Source organism: Mycobacterium paraseoulense (genome assembly GCF_010731655.1).
Taxonomy (GTDB): Bacteria; Actinomycetota; Actinomycetes; order Mycobacteriales; family Mycobacteriaceae; genus Mycobacterium; species Mycobacterium paraseoulense.
In genome coordinates this window covers 1,238,928-1,261,615 of the sequence record NZ_AP022619.1, presented here as the reverse complement: position 1 = coordinate 1,261,615, position 22,688 = coordinate 1,238,928, and the positions used below count along the sequence as shown (strand labels likewise).

Sequence of the window (22,688 nt, the reverse complement as noted above, 5' to 3'; positions counted from 1 at the left end):
CTAACTCTATGGTTGAGGTTGAGGGTTTGCCAGGGCGGACCGCGAACGTTCGGGAGAAACCCCGTCGCGAAGAACTTGAGCCCATCAGGGAGGAAACCGAATGATGACCCCCCCGCATAACTACCTGGCCGTCATCAAGGTCGTGGGTATCGGTGGCGGCGGTGTCAACGCCGTGAACCGGATGATCGAGCAGGGCCTCAAGGGCGTGGAGTTCATCGCGATCAACACCGACGCGCAGGCGCTGTTGATGAGCGATGCCGACGTCAAACTCGACGTCGGCCGCGACTCCACCCGCGGGCTGGGCGCCGGCGCCGACCCGGAGGTCGGTCGCAAGGCCGCCGAGGACGCCAAGGACGAGATCGAGGAGCTGCTCCGCGGTGCGGACATGGTGTTCGTCACCGCCGGCGAGGGCGGCGGGACGGGCACCGGGGGCGCACCCGTGGTCGCCAGCATCGCCCGTAAGCTGGGCGCGCTGACCGTCGGCGTGGTCACCCGGCCGTTCTCGTTCGAGGGCAAGCGGCGGGGCAATCAGGCCGAAGCCGGCATCGCCTCGCTGCGCGAGAGCTGCGACACCCTGATCGTCATCCCCAACGACCGGCTGCTGCAGATGGGCGACGCCGCGGTGTCCCTGATGGACGCGTTCCGCAGCGCCGACGAGGTGCTGCTCAACGGCGTGCAGGGCATCACCGACCTGATCACCACGCCCGGTCTGATCAACGTCGACTTCGCCGACGTCAAGGGCATCATGTCCGGGGCCGGCACCGCGCTGATGGGCATCGGGTCGGCCCGCGGCGAGGGACGTTCGCTCAAGGCCGCCGAGATCGCGATCAACTCGCCGCTGCTGGAGGCGTCGATGGAGGGCGCACAGGGCGTGCTGATGTCGATCGCCGGCGGCAGCGACCTGGGCCTGTTCGAGATCAACGAGGCGGCGTCGCTGGTGCAGGACGCCGCCCACCAGGACGCCAACATCATCTTCGGCACCGTCATCGACGACTCGCTGGGCGACGAGGTGCGCGTCACCGTGATCGCCGCCGGCTTCGACGCGGTCGGTTCCGGCCGCAGGCCCGTCGTCGGCGGCACGGCCGGCGAGAAGCCCGGGGCGCACCGGATCGAGTCGGCGAAGGCCGGCAAGCTCACCTCTACCTTGTTCGAACCCGTCGACGCCGTCAGCGTGCCGGTCCCAACCAACGGCGCCACGCTGAACATCGGCGGCGACGACGACGACGTCGACGTGCCGCCGTTCATGCGCCGCTGAGGGTCTCGATTCGCTTGCCAGTGCGCGACAAACCGGCCACGAAAAATGGGGGCCGGATGGCGTTGCCCTCAGGCAGTGAGTGCGGTCCGGATACTGAACATGTGAGCGTGCGCATCCGGCGGGTGACCACCACCCGCGCGGGCGGTGTCTCGGGCCCACCGTTCGAGTCCTTCAACCTGGGCGACCACGTCGGTGACGACCCGGCGGCGGTGTCCGCCAACCGACACCGGCTCGCCACCGCCATCGGCCTCGGGCCCGACCGCGTGGTGTGGATGAACCAGGTCCACGGCGACCGGGTCGAGGTGGTCGACGGGCCACAGCGCACCGCGGTCGGTGGAAAGGTGGGCACCGATGCGCTGGTGACCACCACCCCGCGGCTGGCGCTGGCGGTGGTGACCGCCGACTGCGTGCCGGTGCTGCTGGCCGACGCGCGCGCGGGCGTGGCCGCGGCGGTTCATGCCGGTCGCGTCGGGGCGCAGCTGGGGGTGGTGTCCCGCACCGTGGAGGTGATGCTCGCCCTGGGCGCGCACGCCGGGGACATCTCGGCCCTGCTGGGTCCGGCGGTCAGCGGGCGCAACTACGAGGTGCCCGCGGCCATGGCCGACGAGGTGGAGGCCGCGCTGCCCGGCAGCCGCACCACGACCACGGCCGGCACCCCCGGACTCGACCTTCGGGCCGGAATCGCTTGTCAGTTAAAGTGTTTGGGCGTCACGGCCATCGACGTCGACCCGCGGTGCACGGTGGCCGAGCCGAGCCTGTTCAGCCACCGCCGGGACGCGCCGACCGGGCGGCTGGCCTCGTTGGTGTGGATGGAGTGACCGCGATGGCGGTAGACATGCCAGCCGGGGGCGACCGTGAAACGGAATTGATGCACGCATTAGCGGCCGTGCGCTCGCGCCTTGCGGCGGCCGCGGAAGCGGCGGGTCGCAATGTCGGGGAAATCGAACTTCTGCCCATTACCAAATTCTTTCCAGCAACCGATGTCGTGACTTTGTCCCGATTGGGTTGCCGCGCCGTCGGCGAATCGCGTGATCAGGAAGCGTCGGCGAAAGTGAGCGAAGTCACCAAACTCTTGGCGGCCTCTGCGCGGGCGGACGCGCCGGGCCTGCGCTGGCACATGGTGGGCCACATTCAGCGAAACAAGGCCCGCTCGGTCGCGCGGTGGGCGCACACCGCCCACTCGGTCGACAGCGCGCAGCTCATCGGCGCCCTCGATCGGGGGGTGTCGGCGGCCCTGGCCGAGGGTCGCCGCGCCGACTCGATGCGGATCTACATCCAGATCAGCCTCGATGGCGACGATTCGCGCGGCGGCGTCGACATCTCGACGCCGGGTGCGGTCGACGAGTTGTGCGACCGGGCCGAGGAGTCCAAGCACCTGGAACTGGCCGGGCTGATGGCGATCCCGCCGCTGGGATCGGACCCGGAAGCGGCCTTCGCGCGCCTGCGCACCGAGCACCTGCGCGTTCTCGAGTCGCATCCGAACGCCGTCGGCCTGTCCGCGGGCATGTCCGACGATTTCGAAGTCGCCGTCAAACACGGTTCCACATGTGTGCGTGTCGGTACCGCGCTATTGGGCCCACGGCCGCTACCGTCACCGTATTAAGTCACTGTAGTCACATCTTCATCACTGACACCAGCATCAGGGGCTAGAAGGGGTCAACGCAATGAGCACACTGCACAAAGTCAAGGCCTATTTCGGTATGGCCCCGATGGACGACTACGACGACGAGTATTACGACGACCACGCCGCTCCCTCCCGCGGTTTCCCGCGGGCGCGTTTCGACGACGGCTATGGACGCCTCGAGGGGCGTTACGAGGGGCGCGACTACGACGACCCCCGCGAGCCCGCCGACTACCCGCTGCCCGGCGGCTACCGCGGCGGTTACGGGGACGAGCCGCGCTACGGCGCCGTCCACCCGCGCGAGTTCGAGCGGCCCGAGATGGGCAGGCCCCGGTTCGGGTCCTGGCTGCGCAACTCCACCCGCGGCGCGCTGGCGATGGACCCGCGCCGGATGGCGATGATGTTCGAGGAGGGTCACCCGCTCTCGAAGATCACCACGTTGCGGCCGAAGGACTACAGCGAGGCCCGCACCATCGGCGAGCGGTTCCGCGACGGCACCCCGGTCATCATGGACCTGGTGTCGATGGACAACGCCGACGCGAAGCGCCTCGTCGACTTCGCGGCCGGCCTCGCCTTCGCGCTGCGCGGCTCCTTCGACAAGGTGGCGACCAAGGTGTTCCTGCTCTCGCCCGCCGACGTCGATGTGTCCCCGGAGGAGCGTCGGCGGATCGCCGAAACCGGCTTCTACGCTTACCAATAACGCTGAGCAATAACCCCTACCGGTAGCCCTGGGTCGGCGGCGCCGTTCCGGTGGTCCCCGGTGGCTGGGCCGGCTGAGATGTGGGCCGGGCCCCGGAGTCGGTACGCTGGCAGGCGCCGCGCAAGCCCGCGGCGCTTGACATCTCATCGGTAAGGTCGGGGCTGTTCAGTTGGTGCTGTTCTTTCAGATCCTTGGGTTTGCGCTGTTCATCTTCTGGCTGCTGCTCATCGCCCGGGTCGTCGTCGAGTTCATCCGCTCGTTCAGCCGTGACTGGCATCCCACCGGCATCACGGTGGTGATCCTCGAGATCATCATGTCGATCACCGACCCTCCGGTGAAGCTGCTGCGCCGGCTGATCCCGCAACTCACCATCGGGGCCGTCCGCTTCGACCTGTCCATCATGGTGCTGTTGCTGGTCGCGTTCATCGGCATGCAACTGGCATTCGGGGCCGCGGCCTGAGCCGCCCGGCGCGGCGCCACCTTCCGGGCCGGCGACGGTTCGGCCACGTTTTAGCTTCGGTTTGGCGCCTGCGATTTAAAAATTCTAAGGTTTCCGATTTTATTGCCCTCAGTGTTTGAAATTGGTTCTTATTTATTGGCCTCAACAGCAACGGTCGCGCCTGGTGTGACAGGATGGACGGCAGTTGCACGACGGCTACCACTGCGTTCTACACTTTCCAGAACGTTAGACAGGAACTTGAGGGGACGAAACAATGCCGCTTACACCAGCCGACGTCCACAATGTGGCGTTCAGTAAGCCACCGATCGGCAAGCGGGGCTACAACGAAGACGAGGTCGACGCCTTTCTCGATCTGGTGGAGGCGGAGCTGACCCGGCTCATCGAAGAGAACAGCGATCTGCGCCAGCGCATCGAGGAGCTGGACCACGAACTTGCCGCCGGCGGTGGCGCCAGCGCCGCCCCCGCCGCCGCGCCCACCCAGGCGATTCCCGTCCCCGAGCCGGAGCCGGCGCCCAAGGCGGCGCCGGTGGCCGCCCCGGCCGCTCCCGCGGCACCGGGGGCCAGCAACGAGGAACAGGCCATGAAGGCCGCCCGGGTGCTGAGCCTGGCCCAGGACACCGCCGACCGGCTGACCAGCACCGCCAAGGCCGAGTCCGACAAGATGCTGGCCGATGCCCGCGCCAACGCCGACCAGATCCTCACCGAGGCCCGCCAGACCGCCGAGACCACGGTCACCGAGGCCCGGCAGCGCGCCGACGCCATGCTCGCCGATGCGCAAACCCGCTCCGAGACCCAGCTGCGCCAGGCCCAGGAAAAGGCCGACGCCCTGCAGGCCGACGCCGAGCGCAAGCATTCCGAGATCATGGGAACGATCAACCAGCAGCGCACGGTCCTGGAAGGCCGCCTCGAGCAGCTGCGCACCTTCGAACGCGAGTACCGGACTCGGCTCAAGACCTACCTGGAATCGCAGCTGGAGGAGCTCGGCCAGCGCGGATCGGCGGCTCCCGTCGACTCCAGCGCCGACGCCGGCGGGTTCGAGCAATTCAACCGGGGTAACAACTAGCCTCACAGGCGTGCCGGGAGACTCGCCAAGCTGCGCGGTTGGCACACTGGATCTGCACACGAACTGGCTGTCCCGCTCGTCGCTTGGAGGATGACCGATGCTGATCATTGCGCTGGTATTGGCCCTGGTCGGGCTCGTCGCGTTGGTGTTCGCCGTCGTCACGAGCAACGAGTTGGTGGCCTGGGTGTGCATCGGCGCCAGCGTGCTCGGCGTCGTGCTGTTGATCATCGACGCGTTGCAGGAGCGGCAGCGGCGGGACGCGGGCGGCGCAGCCCAGCACGAGGCCGAGGTCCAGGACCAGGACGGCGCCGGTGAAGAGGCCGTCGACTATCCCGAGGACGCCTCGCAGGAGGGCGGCTACGAATCGTCCGGGGAGCCCGGCACGGACTCACAATCCGGGGCGACGGAACAGTCTGCGGTGTCGGCGGAGGGCCGCGGCGACGAGGCCGCCAAGTAGCACTCAGCCGGTCGCAGTGGCGAGCGCCTGACGCACCTCGTCGTCGCTGACCTGGTGAAAATCGGCGTACACCTGGCCGACGGCCTCGAACCCCGGCGGCATCGTCACGCAAACCACTTCGTCGGCCTCGAGCGCGAGCTCGCGGCAGGTCGACGCGGGTCCCACCGGGACCGCGACGACGACGGACTTCGGAGCCGACGCCCGCACCGCCCGGACGGCGGCCAGCATGCTGGCGCCGGTGGCAATGCCGTCGTCCACCACGATCACCACCTTGCCGCGCGGGTCGGCCGGCGGGCGACCGCCTCGGTACGCGTCCTCGCGGCGGGCGAGTTCGGCCGTCTCGCTCTCGATCACCTCGCGCACCTGCTCGTCGGTGATCCGCAGGCTGGACACCACGTCGTCGTTCATCACGACCCCGCCGCCGCTGGCTAGCGCGCCCATCGCGAGCTCCGACCAGCGCGGCACCCCGAGCTTGCGGACCAGGAACACATCCAGCGGGGCGTGCAGGGCCGCGGCGACCTCCCCGGCCACCGGCACGCCGCCGCGGGCCAGGCCGAAGACCAGCACGTCGTCCCGGTCGCGGTAGGACATCAGCTGTTCGGCCAGCGCGCGACCCGCCTCGCGACGGTCGCCGAACGTGCGCGTCGCAGAGTGCCGGAGAAATCCGTCGGGTGTCATCGGTCGCAATCCAGCCTACGGCTTCGTAGCGGCCCCGCGCCGGTCAGCGAACCCGCGTCTGTCCCGGAGCGTTCTCGCCGCGCCGGTCCGCGCTCGACGTGCCCGACTCGGGGTCGGACGCGGCGACGAGGTGGTCGAACGTGCCGGTGACGTCCAGGATGCGGTCAAGGAATAGCGGCCGATGGTCCAGGTGCAGGCGCACGCCCGCCTGAGAGCTCTGGCGATGGACGAGGAGCAGGCCGGACAGGCCGGCGGAGTCGCAGAACGCCAGCCCGGAGAGGTCGAGATGAAGGTGCGCCGGGGCCGGTCGTTGGCTGAGCAGCCGACCGACGGCGGCGACCATGGCGTCCACGGTTTCGTACACCAGGTCGCCGGAGATCTGCAGGCGGGCCGACGGCCCCGTCGTGGCGACGTTCAGGGAGAGGTTCATGCCGACGCTCCAGGCTCTGCGACGGTGGTGAGGGCATCGTTTGCTGCTCGCAGTAGACGCAGGCTGCGGGGAAACTCCTTGAGTTGCACCGCCAGCAAATCCAGCGCCGGGTGAAGCGACGCCGCCGGAACGCCGCGCGCGGTGAGGATGTCGGCGGTCCAGGTGATGAAGTCGGTGAACAACGCGTCGTCGTCGGTATACAGGCTCACGGTGAGGAAGTCCACGATGTGGGCGATGTCTTCGACGGTGCGCTGGTGCTGCTGCGTGGAGTAGGCGCGCATGGCGGGAAAGCGGTCCTCCAAATCGGCGACGGTGGTCTTGACCAGTTGCGCCGCGCTCCGGCTCACCATGGTGAATTCCTGGTCGACCAGGTGCGGCAAGTCATCGACCGGCTGGCGGTTGGGAATGCGCCGGACGGCGGGGAATCCGCGAGTCAGTCGTTCGTGGGCGGTGCGGGCGTCGGGGGCCCAGGCGTCGGCGCCGAGCCTGCGGGCGAAGCGGCCGTCGCGGCCGAAGGCCGCGCCGCCGGCCAGGACCGGGAACCCGGCGGACTGGCACGCGACGATCGCGGCGTGCGCGTTGGGCAGCCGGGTGGGAATCGAGCAGGAGAGCGCCACGACGTCGGGGCCGTGCTGGTGCACGTGGGCGATCAGGTGCGGGGTCGGGACCTGCGCCCCCAGGAAGTCGACCTGCCAGCCGCGCAACCGCAGAACCTCGGCCAGCAGCCGGGCGGGCAAAGCGTGCCACTCGCCGTCCACGCAGGCCAAAGTGACTCGACCGCCGCCGCCCTGGACTTTGCCGGCGGGGTGATGGGCCAGCGCGGCGATGACGCGATCGTTGATGGCGGTCGCCGCGTGTTCCTGCGCGACGCTGATGCGGTTGGCGGCCCACTCGGTGCCGACCTTGTGCTGGACGGGGGCGATCACCTGCAGCAGCACGTCCTCCGGCGTCATGCCCGCATCCATCGCGGCGAACACCGTGGCCGCCGCCGCGTACTCGTCGCGGTCGGCCAGGGCGCCCCAAAGCCGTTCGCGGACAACGAGTTCGTCGGCGCCGGTGGCCTGGGACGCAGCCATGTCGGTGTCGTGGGGCCTCATGCCACGTACCTGCCCCGGGTGTGGCCGTCGACGGCGCTGAGGTGGGTCCGCTGCGGGGCGGTGATGGCCACCACCGCGATGTCGTCGTGCACGCGCTGCCCCACCCATTGCGCGGCCAGCATCAGGACGCGTTCGACGACCGCTTCGGCCGGGAGCCCGGCACATCCGGTGAGCGAGGCCGCCAGCCGCTGCTCACCGAAGAAGTCGTCGCCGTAGGGACCGCCGCGCGCCTCGGTGATCCCATCGGTGTACAGCAGGCAGGTTTCGCCCGGCGCGAGGGAGGTCTCGAAAGACTGCACGGTGATGCGCTCCAGGGCGCCGACCAGGGTGCCCTTGGTGTCGGCCTCTTCCACCTGCCCGTTGTCGCGCACGATCAGCGGGGGCGGATGCCCGGCGCAGGTCAGCCGCAGCGCCACCTGCCCGTCCCGGTGCGCGACCGAGGCCAGGACCAACGTGGCGAACCGCGTGTGGTCCGACGACAACATGGCGCGGTTGAGCAGCGTGAGCACACCCTCGTGGTCCTGCGCCAGCGGGGTCAGGGCCTGCAGCGTGTTGCGGATCTTGCCGGTCATCACGGCGGCCTCTAACCCCTTCCCGCACACGTCGCCCAGCACCACCAGCGTCTCGTCTTCGGGGCGCGCGGCGGGATGAAAGTCGTAGAAGTCGCCTCCGACGACCTCGTAGTCCTTCGATGCCCGGTATCCGCCGGCGAATTCGATGCCGTGCAACCCGTGCAGCGGCGGAGGTAGCAGGTCACGCATCAGCGTGCGGGTGATGGCGGCCTGCTCGGCGTAGAGCCGTGCGGCGGACAGCGCTGCCCCGGCCCGGGCGGCGAACAACCCGGCGAAAAGCTCATCGTCAGCGCTGTAGACCGGGCGATCGGCGCGTCGCAGCAACACCAGCGCCCCCGCTGAGACGCCGTGGCCCGGCAGCGCCAGGATCATCACGGACCCGACGGCGCCCGAGAAATGGTGTGGGACAAGCCAGTCCGGTACCGTCACCGGGTCGATCCAGCCGGAGGAGACGGGCGGGAATCCGTGTAGCGCCTCGCTCAGCCCCGCGATGTCCGCGGGGTCGGCGTCGACACTGGACTGCTCCACCACGCCGGCTGCGCCGCTGTAGAACACCGGCAGCCGCCGCCCGCGGCCCGTGGGCGCCACCAGCGCCGCCGCGTCGGCCAGGTGCCGGGCGGCCATCTGAACGGTCGCCTCCCGGCAGCGGTCCACGTTCAGCGACGCCGTCAACACCGACGACGTTTCCAGCAGGATCGCCGCGCGCTGCTGCTCCCGCGCGAGCGCTTCCTGCGCGTCGCGCAACAGCTGGCCGGTGTCCTCGACCAGCGACCACGCCACCTCGCCGCTGGGCAGCACCGCGGCGTGGGCGTCGAATTTGCGGCCGCCCACGCTTCCCGAGGCGACGGACGCGTCCCGGTTGACCGAATCGGGCGCGATGTGGACGAGACGATCGTGGGCCCGCCACAGCCAATCGACCGACTCGTCGATCCGGGCGCCCTGCAGCGCGCCGGGCAACAGCGATTCGGCCGACCCGCTCAGTGCCCGCACGATCCCCTCGCGATCGAGGAGCAGCGTGGGGCACGGCACCGCCGCCCACAAGGCGTCAAGGTCACTCTCGACGCCTACGTGGGCACCATCATGCATGCGGTTGACCTGTCAACGGAGAATCCGGTTTCGGCTGATACCCCGACTGTACGCGGAGTGGGTTGGGGGAGAGGTTCGTTCGCGCCGCGGCCGGGGTGGCCGCGCGTCGAAAGAGCAGCGGAGGAGCCACTTCTCGACCCCGTCGCATGGACTTCGGCAGAGCCGCCTCTCGAGGCGGGAAGCGGGCCTGCACCACGCGTGTCCGAGGGGGGACTTGAACCCCCACGCCCATTAGTAGGGCACTAGCACCTCAAGCTAGCGCGTCTGCCATTCCGCCACTCGGACAAGACCAACCGCATGGGTTGGCAGCTAAGGCTATCGGATTGTCGCACGCGGACCCAATCCAGTCGGGCCGCTCAGCACCGAGCCGAGCGGCCTCCGCAATGGTAGGAAAGGTGGTTGTGACCGCCCAGACCGAGTTCCCGACCGACCCGAGTGACGATGTGGTCGAGGTCGTCAGCAGGTTGATCCGGTTCGACACCACGAACACCGGGGAGCCGGAGACGACGCGGGGCGAGGCCGAGTGCGCGCAGTGGGTGGCCGAGCAGCTCGCCGAGGTCGGCTACCTGCCGCAATATGTCGAGTCAGGCGCGCCGGGCCGGGGCAACGTGATCGCCCGCCTCGCGGGCGCCGACAGCTCGCGCGGGGCGCTGCTGATCCACGGGCATCTCGACGTGGTGCCGGCCGAGCCGGCCGAGTGGAGCGTGCACCCGTTTTCGGGCGCAATCAAGGACGGCTTCGTCTGGGGCCGCGGCGCGGTCGACATGAAGGACATGGTCGGCATGATGATCGTGGTGGCCCGGCAGTTGAAGCGGGCCGGGATCGTGCCGCCGCGCGATCTGGTCTTCGCCTTCCTCGCCGACGAGGAACACGGCGGCAGCTTCGGGGCGCAATGGCTGGTCGCCAACCGCCCCGACCTGTTCGAGGGCATCACCGAGGCGATCGGCGAAGTCGGCGGGTTCTCGCTGACCGTGCCGCGCCGAGACGGGGGTGAACGCCGGCTCTATCTGATCGAGACGGCGGAGAAGGGTTTGTCGTGGATGCGGCTGACCGCCCGAGGTCCGGCCGGGCATGGGTCGATGGTGCATGACCAGAACGCCGTCACCGCCGTCGCCGAGGCGGTCGCCCGGCTGGGCCGGCACCAGTTTCCGCTCGTGCTGACCGACACCGTCGCCCAGTTCCTGGCCGCCGTCGGGGACGAGACCGGGCTGACGTTCGACGTCGACTCGGGCGACCTGGCGGGAGCGATCGAGAAGCTCGGCCCCATGGCCCGCATGCTCAAGGCCGTGCTGCACGACACCGCGAACCCGACGATGCTCAAGGCCGGGTACAAGGCCAACGTCGTCCCGGCGACTGCCGAAGCGGTGATCGACTGCCGGATCCTGCCGGGGCGCAAGGCGGCGTTCGAGGCCGAGGTCGACGAGCTGCTGGGCCCGGACGTGAGCCGCGAGTGGATCAAGGACTTCTCGTCGTATGAAACCAGCTTCGACGGCGACCTGGTCGACGCGATGAACGCCGCCGTGCTGGCGCTGGACCCGGATGGCCGCACGGTGCCCTACATGCTTTCCGGTGGTACCGACGCGAAAGCCTTCGCGCGCTTGGGGATTCGCTGTTTTGGTTTCAGCCCGCTGCGGTTACCGCCGGACCTCGATTTCACCGCGTTGTTCCATGGGGTCGACGAGCGGGTACCCGTGGATGCGCTGAGGTTCGGCACCGATGTGCTGGCACACTTCCTGACACACTGCTGAAGACACGACACGCAACGAGAGGATCGCCCATGAGCACCGCGCCCGACCCGTACGCCGCGCTGCCGAAGCTGCCGTCGTTCACCCTGACGTCGGAATCGATCGCCAACGGCCAGGCGCTGGCCATGCCGCAGGTCAGCGGAATCATGGGCGCGGGCGGAGAAGACGTCAGCCCGCAGTTGAGCTGGTCGGGGTTTCCGGGGGAGACGCGCAGCTTCGCCGTCACCGTCTACGACCCCGATGCGCCGACGGCCTCGGGGTTCTGGCACTGGGCGGTGGCCAACCTGCCGGCCGACGTCACCGAACTTCCCGCGGGCGCGGGGGATGGGAGTGACCTGCCCGGCGACGCGCTGACGCTGGTCAACGACGCGGGCATGCGCCGCTACATCGGCGCCGCGCCGCCGCCGGGTCACGGGCCGCACCGGTACTACATCGCCGTGCACGCCGTGGACGTGGACAAGCTGGACCTCAGCGAGGATGCCAGCCCCGCGTACCTGGGCTTCAACCTGTTCCAGCACGCGATCGCGCGCGCCGTCATTCACGGCGTCTACGAGCAGAAGTAGGCGCGGGGCCGCGGCCCGGATTTTCTGTCGGTGGCCGGGCGTACTATTCGAACATGCGTTCGAGTGATGCTTACGGCCGCATAGCCGCCCTGCTTTATCAGTTCGAGGCGGCGTTGGATCGGCTGGATGCATTGATCTATGAGCTGAGCAGCCCGTTCGTGTGGCCAGTTAGGCGGCGGACATGGCTGTGACCGACCGTGAGGCGATTCAGCACGACGTCGACGCGTTGCGCGCGGTGGTCTCCCGCTTCCAGGGGCATTCGTATGACCCGCTGACCAATCCGGAGCGGTTGCGGTTGTTGGAGATGTTCGAGTGCGAGACGCGCCGGCTGCAAGTGCCAAGTCATCAACTCATCAATCAGGTTGCCGAGCAGGCTGATTCCGCCGAGCTGGGCGGCAAGCTGAGCTGGGCGCTGGCCGACCGGCTGCACATCACTCGGGGGGAGGCCAGCCGCCGCGTCGCCGAGGCCGCCGAGCTGGGCCCGCGGCGGGCGCTTTCCGGTGAGCCGTTGGCACCGGTTTTGCCCGCCACCGCGGCGGCCCAGCGCGACGGGGCCATCGGGTCGGACCATGTGGCGATGATCCGGCGGCTTTTTCGCCAGCTGCCGGAATTGGTCGACATTGAAACGCGCGAGCACGCCGAGAAACACCTGGCCTCCGAGGCCACTCGGTATCGCCCGGATCAACTGGCCAAGCTGGCCCGCCGCCTGATGGACTGCCTCAACCCCGACGGCAATTACACCGACGCGGACCGGGCGCGGGCACGGGGGCTGGTGCTGGGCAACCATCAGGCCGACGGTATGTCGCGCCTGAGCGGGTGGCTAACCCCCGAGGCGCGCGCCAGCTGGGAGGCGGTGCTGGCCAAGCTGGCCGCCCCCGGGATGTGCAACCCCGGCGACGAGGCGCCGGTGGTCGACGGCGCCGCGTCCGAAGAAGCCATCGAGCGCGATACCCGCAGTTCCGCCCAGCGCAATCACGACGGCCTCAACGCCGCCCTGCGCGCGATGCTGGCCAGCGGCGAACTGGGCCGACACAACGGATTGCCGGCATCCATCGTCGTGACGACCACGCTGACCGAGCTGGAAGCCGCCGCAGGCAAGGGCTTGACCGGCGGGGGCACCATCTTGCCGATGTCCGACGTGATCCGCCTGGCCCGCCACGCCCACCACTACCTGGCCGTCTTCGACAGGGGCGAACCGCTCGCCTTGTATCACGGCAAGCGTTTGGCCTCACCCGGCCAGCGAATTGTGTTGTACGCCATGGATCGTGGCTGCTCCCATCCGGGTTGTGATGTGCCGGGCTACTACTGCGAAGTCCACCACGTCGACGATTGGGCCAGCACCTGCCGCACCGATATCGATCAACTCACCCTGGCCTGCGGACCCCACCACCGGCTTCTCGAGAAGGGCTGGACCACCCGAAGACGCGCCAACGGCGACACCGAATGGATTCCGCCGCCGCACCTGGATCGTGGACAGCCGCGGACCAACACCTTCCACCACCCCGAGAAGGTCCTGGCCGAAGACGATGACGAAGATGCCGACGAAGCGGGGGCGGCCTAACTCGCCGGGCCGCCGGCCCTCGGCGCCGCCGACCCGACCGCGTCGCTGAGCGAGGCGAATCCGCCGTCGCGGAGCCGGCGGGCGATGCCGTCGTGAATGCGCTTGGGCCACAAGCCGCCCCCGTAGATGAAGCCGGTATAGGCCTGCAGCAGCGACGCGCCCGCGGTGATCCGCTCCCACGCGTCGTCGGCGGTTTCGATGCCGCCGACACTGACCAGCACCAGGCGGTCGCCGACCCGGGCGTAGAGCCGGCGCAGCACCTCGGCGGCGCGGCGCGCCACGGGTCGTCCGGAGATGCCGCCGGGGCCCAGCGCGTCGACGCCCGGCGTCTTCAGGCCGTCGCGCGACACGGTGGTGTTGGTGGCGACGATTCCGGCCAGCCCCAACTCGACGGCCAGGTCGGCGATGTCGTCGAGATCGGCATCGGAAAGGTCGGGCGCGATCTTCACCAGCACGGGTTTCGACGTCTCGGCCAGGACGGCCGACAGGATGGGCCGCAGCGACTCGACGGCCTGTAGGTCGCGCAGGCCCGGCGTGTTCGGCGAGCTCACATTGACCACCAGGTAGGACGCCAGCGGGGCGACCAGGCGGGCGCTGGCCCGGTAGTCCTCGACGGCGTCGGCGGCCGGCGTGGCCTTCGTCTTGCCGATGTTGACCCCGATCGGGATGTCGGGACGGTGACGGGCGAGCTGGATCGCCAGCGCGCCGGCGCCGAGATTGTTGAAGCCCATCCGGTTCAGCAGGGCGCGGTCGGCGGGCAGCCGGAACATCCGCGGCGGCGGGTTGCCGGGCTGCGCGTTGGCGGTGACGGTTCCGACCTCCGCGTACCCGAACCCCAAAGCACCCCAGGTCAGCAAACCCTTGCCGTCCTTGTCGAAGCCGGCGGCCAGCCCGAGCGGCCCCGGAAACCGCGCCCCGAACACCGTGCTCCCCAGCACCGGATCGGTGGGGGCGAGCAGGCGGTGCAACAGCCGCCGCGTCAGGGCGACGGCGGTGGCCCCCCGCAGCACCGCGAAGACCAGCGTGTGGATGCGTTCGGGCGGAACCAGGAAGAACAGCCGTCGCACAAGGCCGTACAGCACGCCTTCGCGCGGTTGGGTCACCGTCACAGTTGCGGCTGGTCGGGTCGCCGGTTGTCCAGCCGAGACTTCTTGCGGCGCAACAACACCCGGCGGCTGCCGTCGGTGTAAAGCCGCACTCGGGTCAACTCCCAGCCCCGGTATTCGGCCTCGATGGACAGGCGGATGGACGCGCTGAGCCGGGTCACCTCGGGCGGCAGGCGCAGCGGCACCCACTCGTATTCGTCGGACAGTTCGGTGTCCCAGCCCGGGGGCAACTGACTTCGGCGCGGCGCGCTCAACGCGTACCCGCCGCGTGTTCGATCACCTGCACCCCCGCACCGGACCCCGACACCACGTACAACGTGTCCGACGCTTCGTCGAAGGCCAGTGAGTTCGGTTGCTGCACGGTTGGGTAACGCACCTTTTCGACGGGAATTCCGGTGGACAGATCGTAACCAATGACCATATTAGAAGCGGTCTGCGAAACCCAGGCCAATGCGCGCGAGCCGGCCAGGCCGTACGGCGCCTGCGGCACCGGATAGGCCTGACGCAGGATCAGCGGGTCGACGCCGTAGGCGAGTAGCTGGCCACCCCGGGTGTCGGCGACCAGGATGCGGCCCCACGGGTCCGCGGCCATGGTGGTGGCGCCTTCACCGGCCCGCAGCGCCTGTTGGACCTGACCGTCGGCGCCGATCGTGGTCACGGAGGTCTGTCCACGGTCCAGGACCGCGGTGGTGTTCCCTTGCGTTGCAAGACAATCGACGCGTGCGAAGATCTTGCTCCGGCCGGCGACGGTCGCGGTGGCGGCGGGTGTCGGCGCGGCGGGCGCGGGGGAAGCGAGCGTGTAGACGGCCCCGTCGGCGCTGCCCAACACCAGCTTTCCATCGGCCCGTTGGGCGACCGCGGTGAATTCGGTCTGCTGGGCGTCGGTCACGTTCACCTGTCCGGTGTGGCCGGTCACCAGGTCGACCACGACATAGCCGCCCCGGGCTGCCAGGAAGAGCGTGCCGTGGCCGTCGTCGGTCAATGCGTTCGCCGGTCCCGGCAGGTCGATGACGCGCGGCGGGGCCTGGGGGTCGTCGAAGACGGTGACGGTGGCCGGCTCCGCCGGGCCGGCGCCCGGCGCCAGCACGGCCAATCGGTGCGTGCCGCCGTCGAAGGCCGCCGCGGACGCGCGGGCGGGTAGCGGTCGCACCGCGCCGGCCGGGTTCTGCGACTCCGGCGGAGAAACGGCGGCTGACGCCGGTTCGATGGTGGGCGGCGCGGATTTGAATGTATTCGACGAACATCCCGTGACCGCGGCCAGCAAAAGGGCGACGCCGACCGCACCGCGGTGAGCTGCCATTTGATTACGGACTTTCCTTGACAGCAATTATTTTCCCTCGCGTAACGACTGTGGACTTCCTACTCTAAGGAACGCCTTCGCATCCAATATGGCCATGTCGCGCGCATCAAGGCCCACGCGCGAGGTATGGTCGGCTTATGGCCGTCATCGTTGACCGGCAACTCGCGGAAAAAGAGTTTGCTGTCGAGGACATGTCGACAGGAATTTTCGCGAGCGGGTATGGACAAGTCGGTGATGGGCGCAGTTTTGCGTTCCACATCGAGCACGGCTCGCTCGTCGTCGAGATTTACCGGCCGCGCCTCGCCGGGCCGGTGCCGCAGGCCGACGAGGTGGTCGCCACCGCGGTCCGCAGCCTGGTCGACATCGACCTCACGGACGAGCGGAGCCTGACCGCCGCCGTGCGCGACTCGGTGGCGCACGCGGTGCCGGTGGCGCACTAGGCACGCGCTGATCCATCGCCCGCGCTCGCAGCGGGTACGGTCGTGTTCGTGGTTGCCCCAGCGTCTCGGACGTCCCGGTCGGACACCGCGGCATGACGGTCATCCTGTTGCGGCACGGTCGCTCCACCTCCAACACCGCCGGCGTCCTGGCCGGTCGCTCGGAGGGCGTCGACCTCGACGACAAGGGCCGCGATCAGGCCGCGGGCCTGATCGACCGGATCGGTGATCTGCCGATCCGCGCGCTGGTGAGTTCGCCGTTGCTGCGCTGCCGCCGCACGGTCGAGCCGCTTGCCGCCGCGCTGTGCCTGGAGCCGATCATCGACGAGCGGCTCGCCGAAGTGGACTACGGGGACTGGACCGGCCGCAAGATCGCCGAGCTGGCCGGCGAATCGCTGTGGAAAGTCGTGCAGGCCCACCCGAGCGCCGCGGTCTTCCCCGGCGGCGAGGGGCTGGCGCACGTGCAGGCCCGCGCCGTGGCCGCCATCCGGGAACACGATCGACGGCTGGCCCTAGAGCACGGCGGGGAACGCGGCGGCGACGTCCTATGGGTGGCCTGCACTCACGGTGATGTCATCAAGGCGGTCATCGCCGACGCGTACGGCATGCACCTGGACGCGTTCCAACGGGTCACCGCCGACCCGGCGTCGGTGAGTGTGGTCCGATACACCGAATTGCGTCCGTTTGTGTTGCACGTCAACCACACCGGTGCAAAGTTGGCCGCGGCGCTGCGGGCCGGGCCACCGCCCCAGGACGAGGCGAAGGCGAAGACCGACGGCGAGTCCCCGGCGGCACCAACGGAACAGCCGACGGAACAGCCGACGGAACAGCCGGCCGCGGTCGTGCCGTCCAGCGACGCGGTGGTCGGCGGCTCGACCGATTAATTCCGCTTAAAACACGTGGGGCGGGGCAATCGAATCGCACGGCGAAGGCAACAGCCGGTATTTTGGAGGTGCCATGGCCCGCGCAATCCACGTCTTCCGCACACCCGACCGCTTCGTGGCCGGGACCGTCGGCCAACCCGGAAACCGCACCTTCTACATCCAAGCGGTGCACGATTCCCGGGTGGTGTCGGTGGTGTTGGAGAAGCAGCAGGTGGCGGTGCTGGCCGAACGCATCGGTGCGCTGCTGCTCGAGGTGAATCGGCGGTTCGGCACGCCGGTCCCGCCGGAGCCCGCCGAGGTCGAGGATCTCAACCCGCTGATCACGCCCGTGGATGCCGAGTTTCGGGTCGGAACCATGGGGCTGGGCTGGGATTCGGAGGCCCAGACCGTGGTAGTCGAGTTGCTCGCGGTCACCGACGCCGAGTTCGACGCGTCGGTGGTGCTCGACGACACCGAGGAGGGCCCCGACGCGGTTCGCGTGTTCTTGACGCCGGAGTCGGCGCGGCAGTTCGCCACCCGCTCCAATCGCGTCATCTCGGCGGGACGGCCGCCGTGCCCGCTGTGTGATGAGCCGTTGGATCCGGAGGGCCATATCTGTGCGCGCGCCAACGGCTATAGGCGCAGCGCGCTTCTCGGGCCTGACGATGAACTCGAGGCCTGACGACCGCGAGGTGTTGCGCAACGGTGAGCTGACAGTCCTCGGACGCATCCGCTCAGCCAGCAACGCCACCTTCTTGTGCGAGTCCACGCTCGGCGAGTCGATCGTGCACTGCGTCTACAAACCGATCTCCGGTGAAGCCCCGCTGTGGGATTTTCCCGACGGGACGCTGGCGGGTCGCGAACTTGCCGCGTACCTGGTGTCGACGCAGTTGGGGTGGAACATCGTGCCGTACACGGTGATTCGTCACGGGCCGGCCGGCCCGGGCATGCTGCAACTGTGGGTGGAACAGCCCGGCGACGCGGCCGACTCCGACCCGAGGCCCGGCCCCGACCTGGTCGACCTGTTTCCCGCCAACAAGCCCGAGCCGGGCTATCTGCCGGTGCTGCGGGCCTACGACTACGCGGGCGACGAGGTCGTCTTGATGCACGCCGACGACATCCGGCTGCGGCGGATGGCCGTCTTCGACGTCCTGATCAACAACGCCGACCGCAAGGGCGGCCACGTTCTGCGTGACATCGAGGGCCACGTCTACGGCGTCGACCACGGGGTGTGCCTGCATGTCGAGAACAAGCTGCGCACGGTGTTATGGGGCTGGGCCAACAAGCCCGTCGACCGGAAGATGCTGGAGGCGGTGGCCGGGCTCACCGAGGCCCTGGGCGGCTCGCTGGGCGATGAACTGGCCGAGCACATCACGCCGGCCGAGGTCGCGGCGCTGCGCAGGCGCGCGCATGCGCTGCTGAACGATCCGGTGATGCCGGGCCCCAACCGGCACCGTCCCATTCCCTGGCCGGCCTTCTAACCCACGGCTTCTGAGCCGTGGGCGGGCGTCGGGAATACTGAGCCGGTGAGCCAGGGCCCGGAAGAGCTGACCGACGCCGCACTGGCCGCCGAACTCGCCGCGGACGCGGGGGAGCTGCTACTCAAAGTGCGCGACGAGATCGGCTTCGGTCACCCGTGGGCATTGGGTGACGCCGGCGACACGCTGGCCAACGAGCTGATCCTGCGGCGGCTGCGCGCCGAGCGCCCCCACGATGCGGTGCTCAGCGAGGAGGCATACGACGACCGGGACCGCCTCCGGCGCGACCGGGTGTGGATCATCGACCCCCTGGACGGCACCCGGGAGTTCTCCACGCCGGGCCGCGACGACTGGGCGGTGCACATCGCGCTGTGGCAGCGCCCCGCCAACGGCCGGCGGGAAATCACCGACGCGGCGGTGTCGTTGCCGGCCCGTGGGAACACGGTGTACCGCACCGACACCGTCACCGCGGACGCCGCCCGCGTCGGCATCCCCCACACGTTCCGGATCGCCGTCAGCGCCACGCGGCCACCTTTCGTGTTGCACCGCATGCGCCAGTCGCTGGCCATCCAGCCGGTGGCGATCGGTTCGGCCGGCGCCAAGGCGATGGCCATCATCGACGGCGAGGTCGACGCCTATCTGCACGCGGGCGGCCAGTGGGAGTGGGACTCCGCCGCGCCCGCCGGGGTGGTGATGGCCGCGGGCATGCACGCCTCACGGCTGGACGGCTCGCCCATGCGCTACAACCAATTCGATCCCTACCTGCCCGACTTCGTGATGTGCCGCGCCGAGGTCGCGCCCATCCTGCTCGCGGCCATCCGCGACGCGTGGCGCTAACGACGCGCGTTTAGAGTCGATGCCATGCAGTCGTGGGTGTTTCCACCGGTGCCGGTGGTGCCGGGGCGTGGCCCGGAGCTTCGCCTGTATGACACCTCCGACCGGCAGGTGCGCCCGGTGGCGGCCGGTACCCGCCCGGGTGCGGCCGCGACCATGTACGTCTGCGGCATCACCCCGTATGACTCCACCCATCTCGGTCATGCGGCGACGTATCTGACCTTCGACCTGGTCTACCGGCTGTGGCTGGATTTGGGCCAGCCGGTGCACTACGTGCAGAACGTGACCGACGTCGACGATCCGCTGTTCGAGCGCGCCGAGCGCGACGGCGTCGACTGGCGCGAGCTCGGCGATCGGGAGGTCGCCCGATTTCGCGAGGACATGGCGGCGCTGCGGGTCCTCCCGCCGCGCGATTACGTCGCGGCCACCCAGGCGATCCCCGAGGTGGTCGAACTCGTCGAGAAGATGTTGGCCTCGGGTGCGGCGTACGTCGTCGACGGCGACTACCCGGACGTGTACTACCGCGCGGACGCCACGCCGCAGTTCGGCTACGAGTCCGGCTACGACCGCGAAACCATGCTGCGACTCTTCGAGCAGCGCGGCGGCGACCCGCAGCGGCCCGGCAAGACCGACGAGCTCGACGCGCTGCTGTGGCGCGCCGCGCGGCCGGGGGAGCCGAGTTGGCCGTCGCCGTTCGGCCCCGGGCGGCCCGGCTGGCACGTCGAGTGCGCGGCGATCGCGCTCAGCCGCCTCGGCAGCGGACTGGACATCCAGGGCGGGGGGAGCGACCTGATCTTCCCGCATCACGAGTTCACGGCCGCCCACGCCGAATGTGTCCGGGGCGAGCGACGATTCGCCCGGCACTACGTGCACGCGGGGATGATCGGCTGGGACGGGCACAAGATGTCCAAGAGCCGCGGCAACCTGGTGCTGGTGTCGACGTTGCGGGCGCAGGGCGTCGAGCCGGCGGCCATCCGGCTGGGGCTGTTGGCCGGGCACTACCGCGCCGACCGGTTCTGGAGCCAGCAGGTGCTCGACGAGGCCAACGCCCGGCTGCGGCGCTGGCGCACCGCCACCGGGCTGCCCGCCGGCCCGGACGCCGCCGACGTGATCGCGCGGGTACGCCAGTATTTGGCCGACGACCTGAACACACCCAAAGCCATTGCCGCACTTGATGGTTGGGCCACCGACGCCCTCGAATACGGGGGTCACGACACCGATGCGCCGCGGCTGGTGGCCACCGCGATCGATGCGCTGCTCGGGGTGGAGCTGTGAACACGGAGCTGTAAAGGCGTACGTTGTCGGCCATGACGTCGCTGCAGGACCAAGTCGTGTTCATCACCGGTGGTGCCCGGGGAATTGGCGCCGAGGTCGCCCGCCGGCTGCGCAAGAAGGGCGCCAAGCTCGTGCTCACCGATCTCAACGACGCCGAGCTGACCGCGCTGGCCGCCGAACTCGGCGAGGACCACGTGCTGACCGCGGTCGCCGACGTGCGGGACCTGCCGGCCATGCAGGCCGCCGCCACCCGGGCCGTCGAACGCTTCGGCGGCATCGACGTCGTGGTGGCCAACGCCGGCATCGCCAGCTACGGGTCGGTGCTGCAGGTCGACCCAGAGGCGTTCAAGCGGGTCATGGACATCAACGTGCTCGGCGTCTTCAACACCGTGCGCGCCACGCTGCCCACGGTGATCGAGCGCCGCGGCTACGTGCTCATCGTCTCGTCGCTGGCGGCCTACGCCGCGTGCCCGGGCCTGGCCCCCTACAACGCGTCGAAGGCCGGCGTCGAGATCCTGGCCAACGCGCTGCGGCTGGAGGTGGCCCACCACGGAGTCGCCGTCGGCTCGTCACACATGTCGTGGATCGACACCGCGCTGGTCCGCGACAGCGAGGCCGACCTGCCGGCCTTCGGCAAGCTGCTCGCCAGCTTCCCGTGGCCGCTGAACAAGACCACCACCGTCGACAAGTGCGCGGACGCCTTCGTCAAGGGCATCGCGGGCCGCCGCAGCCGCATCTACTGCCCGGGCTGGGTCGCACTGTTCCGCTGGATCAAGCCGGTGCTGTCCACCCCGCTCGGGGAGCTGCCCCTGCACAAATCGACCGCGGAACTGTTGCCCCAACTGGATGCCCAGGTCGCCGCGCTCGGACGCTCCACCAGCGCCTATAACCAGGGTCTGGGCAAAAAGCAGCCTTAACGTCCAAACCCGGGCCGGCGGCGGCGCAGATACCGCTCGAACTCGGCGGCCAGCGCGTCGCCGTCGATCTTGCCCAGGGCTTCGTTCATGTCGACCTCGGCGTCGCCGCGCTGTTCCAGCGACAGCACGTACTCGGCCAGGTCCTCGTCCTCGGCGGCCATCTCGGTGATCGCCTGCTCCCACTCCTCGGCTTCCGTCGGCAGGTCGGCCAGCGGAACCTCGATGTCGAGCACGTCCTCGACGCGGCGCAGCAGCGCCACCGTCGCCTTCGGGTTGGGCGGTTGCGACACGTAGTGCGGCACCGCAGCCCAGAACGTCACCGCGGGGATCCCGGCGGCCACGCAGGCGTCCTGGAACACCCCGGCGATGCCGGTCGGGCCCTCGTAGCGGCTTTCCTCGAGCCCGAAGCGCTTCGCCGACTCGGGGCTGTAGGCCGCGCCGGAGACGGGAACCGGCCGGGTGTGCGGCGTGTCGGCCAGTAGCGCTCCGAGGATGACCACGGTGTCCACGTTCAGCTTGTCGGCGATGGCGACCAGCTCGGCGCAGAAGGTGCGCCAGCGCATGTTGGGCTCCACGCCGTGCATCAACACGACGTCGCGGTCGCTGCCCGGGGGCCGGCAGTGCGAGATCCGCATCGCCGGCCACACCAGCTCGCGCGTGACACCGTCGACCTGCCGGATGACCGGGCGATTCACCTGGTAGTCGTAATAGGCCTCGTCGTCGATCTCCAGGATCGGGTCGGCTTCCCAGATGGCCTCGAGGTGCTCCAGCGCGTCGCTGGCGGCGTCGCCGGCGTCGTTCCAGCCCTCGAACGCCGCCACGACGATGGTGTTCTGCAGTTCGGGCAGCGCGGCTCCTCCATACGGGGCGCCCTCGGGCGGGGTCACAGAATCAGCGTACGGCCTCGCGGCCCGATGTTCGGGGCGCGGTGGCCACGGATTGCCGGCCGATCGCCGCTCGACAGGGGGCTTTGCATAGGACGACTATTCTTATGGGGTGACGCCGCCGACGGACACCGCGGCCGAGACGAAATACGGTTCGGCTGCAAACCCGTTAACCTTGGTAACTACGACATTGCCGGCAAGATCCCGCGAGACAGCGCGCAGAGGGCAGCGCGAGCGCCAAGCGGGTCGGGTCGAGCTGGGCGTCCAGACGTCGGGTGACGACGTAGACTTTTCACCGTCGAGAGG

Annotated in this window: 24 protein-coding genes, 1 tRNA gene and 1 pseudogene; 17 read left to right on the top strand and 9 right to left on the bottom strand. The window is 69.5% G+C overall.

Features of this window, described 5'->3' with window-relative positions; translation table 11 throughout:
- The first annotated feature begins 103 nt into the window (after positions 1-103).
- From ftsZ to G6N51_RS05520, 7 genes are all read left to right on the top strand, one after another.
- Positions 104-1,255, top strand: a complete 1,152-nt coding sequence (gene ftsZ, locus G6N51_RS05550) for a cell division protein FtsZ (RefSeq protein ID WP_083172743.1) — start codon at positions 104-106, stop codon at positions 1,253-1,255.
- 101 nt (positions 1,256-1,356) lie between these two features.
- Positions 1,357-2,073 (top strand): peptidoglycan editing factor PgeF, encoded by a 717-nt coding sequence (gene pgeF / locus G6N51_RS05545; protein ID WP_083172742.1) that lies wholly within the window; start codon positions 1,357-1,359, stop codon positions 2,071-2,073.
- 5 nt (positions 2,074-2,078) lie between these two features.
- On the top strand, positions 2,079-2,858 hold the full coding sequence (locus G6N51_RS05540; protein WP_083172762.1) for a YggS family pyridoxal phosphate-dependent enzyme: 780 nt from the start codon (positions 2,079-2,081) through the stop codon (positions 2,856-2,858).
- Between the two features lie 61 nt (positions 2,859-2,919).
- Positions 2,920-3,576 carry a cell division protein SepF gene (locus tag G6N51_RS05535; protein WP_083172741.1) on the top strand — a complete coding sequence of 219 codons (657 nt, stop codon included), beginning with the start codon at positions 2,920-2,922 and terminating at the stop codon, positions 3,574-3,576.
- A 169-nt stretch (positions 3,577-3,745) separates the two neighbouring features.
- A complete protein-coding gene (locus tag G6N51_RS05530; protein WP_007170773.1) occupies positions 3,746-4,036 on the top strand; it encodes a YggT family protein in 291 nt (96 codons plus the stop codon).
- A 253-nt stretch (positions 4,037-4,289) separates the two neighbouring features.
- Positions 4,290-5,099, top strand: a complete 810-nt coding sequence (wag31, locus tag G6N51_RS05525) for a DivIVA-like cell division protein Wag31 (protein WP_083172740.1) — start codon at positions 4,290-4,292, stop codon at positions 5,097-5,099.
- A 97-nt stretch (positions 5,100-5,196) separates the two neighbouring features.
- Positions 5,197-5,556 (top strand): hypothetical protein, encoded by a 360-nt coding sequence (locus G6N51_RS05520; protein ID WP_083172739.1) that lies wholly within the window; start codon positions 5,197-5,199, stop codon positions 5,554-5,556.
- Between the two features lie 3 nt (positions 5,557-5,559).
- Here the strand turns inward: G6N51_RS05520 and G6N51_RS05515 are convergent.
- From G6N51_RS05515 to G6N51_RS05495, 5 genes and pseudogenes are all read right to left on the bottom strand, one after another.
- Positions 5,560-6,243: pseudogene (locus G6N51_RS05515) on the bottom strand (phosphoribosyltransferase); the annotation flags it as partial.
- A gap of 34 nt (positions 6,244-6,277) precedes the next feature.
- On the bottom strand, positions 6,278-6,664 hold the full coding sequence (locus G6N51_RS05510) for an STAS domain-containing protein (RefSeq protein ID WP_083172737.1): 387 nt from the start codon (positions 6,662-6,664) through the stop codon (positions 6,278-6,280).
- Positions 6,661-7,761 carry a cobalamin B12-binding domain-containing protein gene (locus tag G6N51_RS05505; RefSeq protein ID WP_083172736.1) on the bottom strand — a complete coding sequence of 367 codons (1,101 nt, stop codon included), beginning with the start codon at positions 7,759-7,761 and terminating at the stop codon, positions 6,661-6,663. The genes G6N51_RS05510 and G6N51_RS05505 overlap by 4 nt, the downstream gene beginning before the upstream one ends.
- Complete coding sequence (locus G6N51_RS05500; RefSeq protein ID WP_083172735.1) at positions 7,758-9,419, bottom strand: PP2C family protein-serine/threonine phosphatase; 1,662 nt, start codon at positions 9,417-9,419, stop codon at positions 7,758-7,760. The genes G6N51_RS05505 and G6N51_RS05500 overlap by 4 nt, the downstream gene beginning before the upstream one ends.
- A gap of 199 nt (positions 9,420-9,618) precedes the next feature.
- Positions 9,619-9,704, bottom strand: a tRNA-Leu gene (locus G6N51_RS05495).
- Between the two features lie 98 nt (positions 9,705-9,802).
- Between G6N51_RS05495 and G6N51_RS05490 the strand changes: the two genes are divergently transcribed.
- The 3 genes from G6N51_RS05490 to G6N51_RS05480 all read left to right on the top strand — a co-directional run bounded on the left by G6N51_RS05490 (position 9,803) and on the right by G6N51_RS05480 (position 13,288).
- Positions 9,803-11,167: a M20/M25/M40 family metallo-hydrolase gene (locus G6N51_RS05490; protein ID WP_083172734.1), complete on the top strand. Its 1,365-nt coding sequence runs from the start codon at positions 9,803-9,805 to the stop codon at positions 11,165-11,167.
- 29 nt (positions 11,168-11,196) lie between these two features.
- Entirely contained in the window at positions 11,197-11,727 is a 531-nt protein-coding gene (locus tag G6N51_RS05485) for a YbhB/YbcL family Raf kinase inhibitor-like protein (RefSeq protein ID WP_083172733.1), read from the top strand.
- A 181-nt stretch (positions 11,728-11,908) separates the two neighbouring features.
- Complete coding sequence (locus tag G6N51_RS05480) at positions 11,909-13,288, top strand: HNH endonuclease signature motif containing protein (protein WP_083172732.1); 1,380 nt, start codon at positions 11,909-11,911, stop codon at positions 13,286-13,288.
- On the opposite strand, the gene G6N51_RS05475 is transcribed toward G6N51_RS05480, so the two are convergent.
- From G6N51_RS05475 to G6N51_RS05465, 3 genes are read right to left on the bottom strand one after another with little or no spacing between them, the layout of a single operon-like run.
- On the bottom strand, positions 13,285-14,367 hold the full coding sequence (locus G6N51_RS05475) for a quinone-dependent dihydroorotate dehydrogenase (protein WP_163750885.1): 1,083 nt from the start codon (positions 14,365-14,367) through the stop codon (positions 13,285-13,287). The two genes, G6N51_RS05480 and G6N51_RS05475, sit on opposite strands and share 4 nt — an antisense overlap.
- A 26-nt stretch (positions 14,368-14,393) precedes the next feature.
- On the bottom strand, positions 14,394-14,648 hold the full coding sequence (locus tag G6N51_RS05470; protein WP_083172731.1) for a DUF5703 family protein: 255 nt from the start codon (positions 14,646-14,648) through the stop codon (positions 14,394-14,396).
- Positions 14,645-15,694 carry a YncE family protein gene (locus G6N51_RS05465; RefSeq protein ID WP_083172730.1) on the bottom strand — a complete coding sequence of 350 codons (1,050 nt, stop codon included), beginning with the start codon at positions 15,692-15,694 and terminating at the stop codon, positions 14,645-14,647. Before G6N51_RS05465 ends, G6N51_RS05470 begins: the two co-directional genes overlap by 4 nt.
- A 137-nt stretch (positions 15,695-15,831) precedes the next feature.
- On the opposite strand from G6N51_RS05465, the gene G6N51_RS05460 reads away from it, so the two are divergent.
- From G6N51_RS05460 to G6N51_RS05430, 7 genes are all read left to right on the top strand, one after another.
- Entirely contained in the window at positions 15,832-16,134 is a 303-nt protein-coding gene (locus tag G6N51_RS05460; RefSeq protein ID WP_083172729.1) for a hypothetical protein, read from the top strand.
- Positions 16,135-16,226: 92 nt separating this feature from the next.
- Positions 16,227-17,015, top strand: coding sequence for an MSMEG_4193 family putative phosphomutase (locus G6N51_RS05455; RefSeq protein ID WP_083172728.1), 789 nt, complete (start codon positions 16,227-16,229; stop codon positions 17,013-17,015).
- Positions 17,016-17,088: 73 nt separating this feature from the next.
- Positions 17,089-17,676: a DUF3090 domain-containing protein gene (locus tag G6N51_RS05450; protein WP_046186213.1), complete on the top strand. Its 588-nt coding sequence runs from the start codon at positions 17,089-17,091 to the stop codon at positions 17,674-17,676.
- Entirely contained in the window at positions 17,660-18,475 is an 816-nt protein-coding gene (locus tag G6N51_RS05445; protein WP_083172727.1) for an SCO1664 family protein, read from the top strand. Before G6N51_RS05450 ends, G6N51_RS05445 begins: the two co-directional genes overlap by 17 nt.
- Positions 18,476-18,520: 45 nt before the next feature.
- Positions 18,521-19,309: a 3'(2'),5'-bisphosphate nucleotidase CysQ gene (locus tag G6N51_RS05440; RefSeq protein ID WP_083172726.1), complete on the top strand. Its 789-nt coding sequence runs from the start codon at positions 18,521-18,523 to the stop codon at positions 19,307-19,309.
- 24 nt (positions 19,310-19,333) lie between these two features.
- Entirely contained in the window at positions 19,334-20,581 is a 1,248-nt protein-coding gene (mshC, locus tag G6N51_RS05435; RefSeq protein WP_083172725.1) for a cysteine--1-D-myo-inosityl 2-amino-2-deoxy-alpha-D-glucopyranoside ligase, read from the top strand.
- Between the two features lie 32 nt (positions 20,582-20,613).
- Positions 20,614-21,498, top strand: a complete 885-nt coding sequence (locus G6N51_RS05430) for an SDR family oxidoreductase (protein ID WP_083172724.1) — start codon at positions 20,614-20,616, stop codon at positions 21,496-21,498.
- Here the strand turns inward: G6N51_RS05430 and G6N51_RS05425 are convergent.
- Entirely contained in the window at positions 21,495-22,385 is an 891-nt protein-coding gene (locus G6N51_RS05425; RefSeq protein ID WP_083172723.1) for a PAC2 family protein, read from the bottom strand. The genes G6N51_RS05430 and G6N51_RS05425 overlap by 4 nt on opposite strands.
- Positions 22,386-22,688 lie beyond the last annotated feature (303 nt).

Excerpts from the sequence above, each read along its gene's own strand:
- G6N51_RS05505 (WP_083172736.1), bottom strand. The coding sequence starts at position 7,761 with ATGAGGCCCCACGACACCGACATGGCTGCGTCCCAGGCCACCGGCGCC.
- G6N51_RS05535 (WP_083172741.1), top strand. The coding sequence starts at position 2,920 with ATGAGCACACTGCACAAAGTCAAGGCCTATTTCGGTATGGCCCCGATG.
- G6N51_RS05485 (WP_083172733.1), top strand. The coding sequence starts at position 11,197 with ATGAGCACCGCGCCCGACCCGTACGCCGCGCTGCCGAAGCTGCCGTCG.
- G6N51_RS05445 (WP_083172727.1), top strand. The coding sequence starts at position 17,660 with ATGAACTCGAGGCCTGACGACCGCGAGGTGTTGCGCAACGGTGAGCTG.
- G6N51_RS05540 (WP_083172762.1), top strand. The coding sequence starts at position 2,079 with ATGGCGGTAGACATGCCAGCCGGGGGCGACCGTGAAACGGAATTGATG.
- G6N51_RS05490 (WP_083172734.1), top strand. The coding sequence starts at position 9,803 with ATGGTAGGAAAGGTGGTTGTGACCGCCCAGACCGAGTTCCCGACCGAC.
- ftsZ (WP_083172743.1), top strand. The coding sequence starts at position 104 with ATGACCCCCCCGCATAACTACCTGGCCGTCATCAAGGTCGTGGGTATC.
- G6N51_RS05465 (WP_083172730.1), bottom strand. The coding sequence starts at position 15,694 with ATGGCAGCTCACCGCGGTGCGGTCGGCGTCGCCCTTTTGCTGGCCGCG.
- G6N51_RS05520 (WP_083172739.1), top strand. The coding sequence starts at position 5,197 with ATGCTGATCATTGCGCTGGTATTGGCCCTGGTCGGGCTCGTCGCGTTG.
- mshC (WP_083172725.1), top strand. The coding sequence starts at position 19,334 with ATGCAGTCGTGGGTGTTTCCACCGGTGCCGGTGGTGCCGGGGCGTGGC.
- G6N51_RS05510 (WP_083172737.1), bottom strand. The coding sequence starts at position 6,664 with ATGAACCTCTCCCTGAACGTCGCCACGACGGGGCCGTCGGCCCGCCTG.
- G6N51_RS05455 (WP_083172728.1), top strand. The coding sequence starts at position 16,227 with ATGACGGTCATCCTGTTGCGGCACGGTCGCTCCACCTCCAACACCGCC.
- G6N51_RS05500 (WP_083172735.1), bottom strand. The coding sequence starts at position 9,419 with ATGCATGATGGTGCCCACGTAGGCGTCGAGAGTGACCTTGACGCCTTG.
- wag31 (WP_083172740.1), top strand. The coding sequence starts at position 4,290 with ATGCCGCTTACACCAGCCGACGTCCACAATGTGGCGTTCAGTAAGCCA.
- G6N51_RS05460 (WP_083172729.1), top strand. The coding sequence starts at position 15,832 with ATGGCCGTCATCGTTGACCGGCAACTCGCGGAAAAAGAGTTTGCTGTC.
- G6N51_RS05430 (WP_083172724.1), top strand. The coding sequence starts at position 20,614 with ATGACGTCGCTGCAGGACCAAGTCGTGTTCATCACCGGTGGTGCCCGG.
- G6N51_RS05480 (WP_083172732.1), top strand. The coding sequence starts at position 11,909 with ATGGCTGTGACCGACCGTGAGGCGATTCAGCACGACGTCGACGCGTTG.
- G6N51_RS05450 (WP_046186213.1), top strand. The coding sequence starts at position 17,089 with ATGGCCCGCGCAATCCACGTCTTCCGCACACCCGACCGCTTCGTGGCC.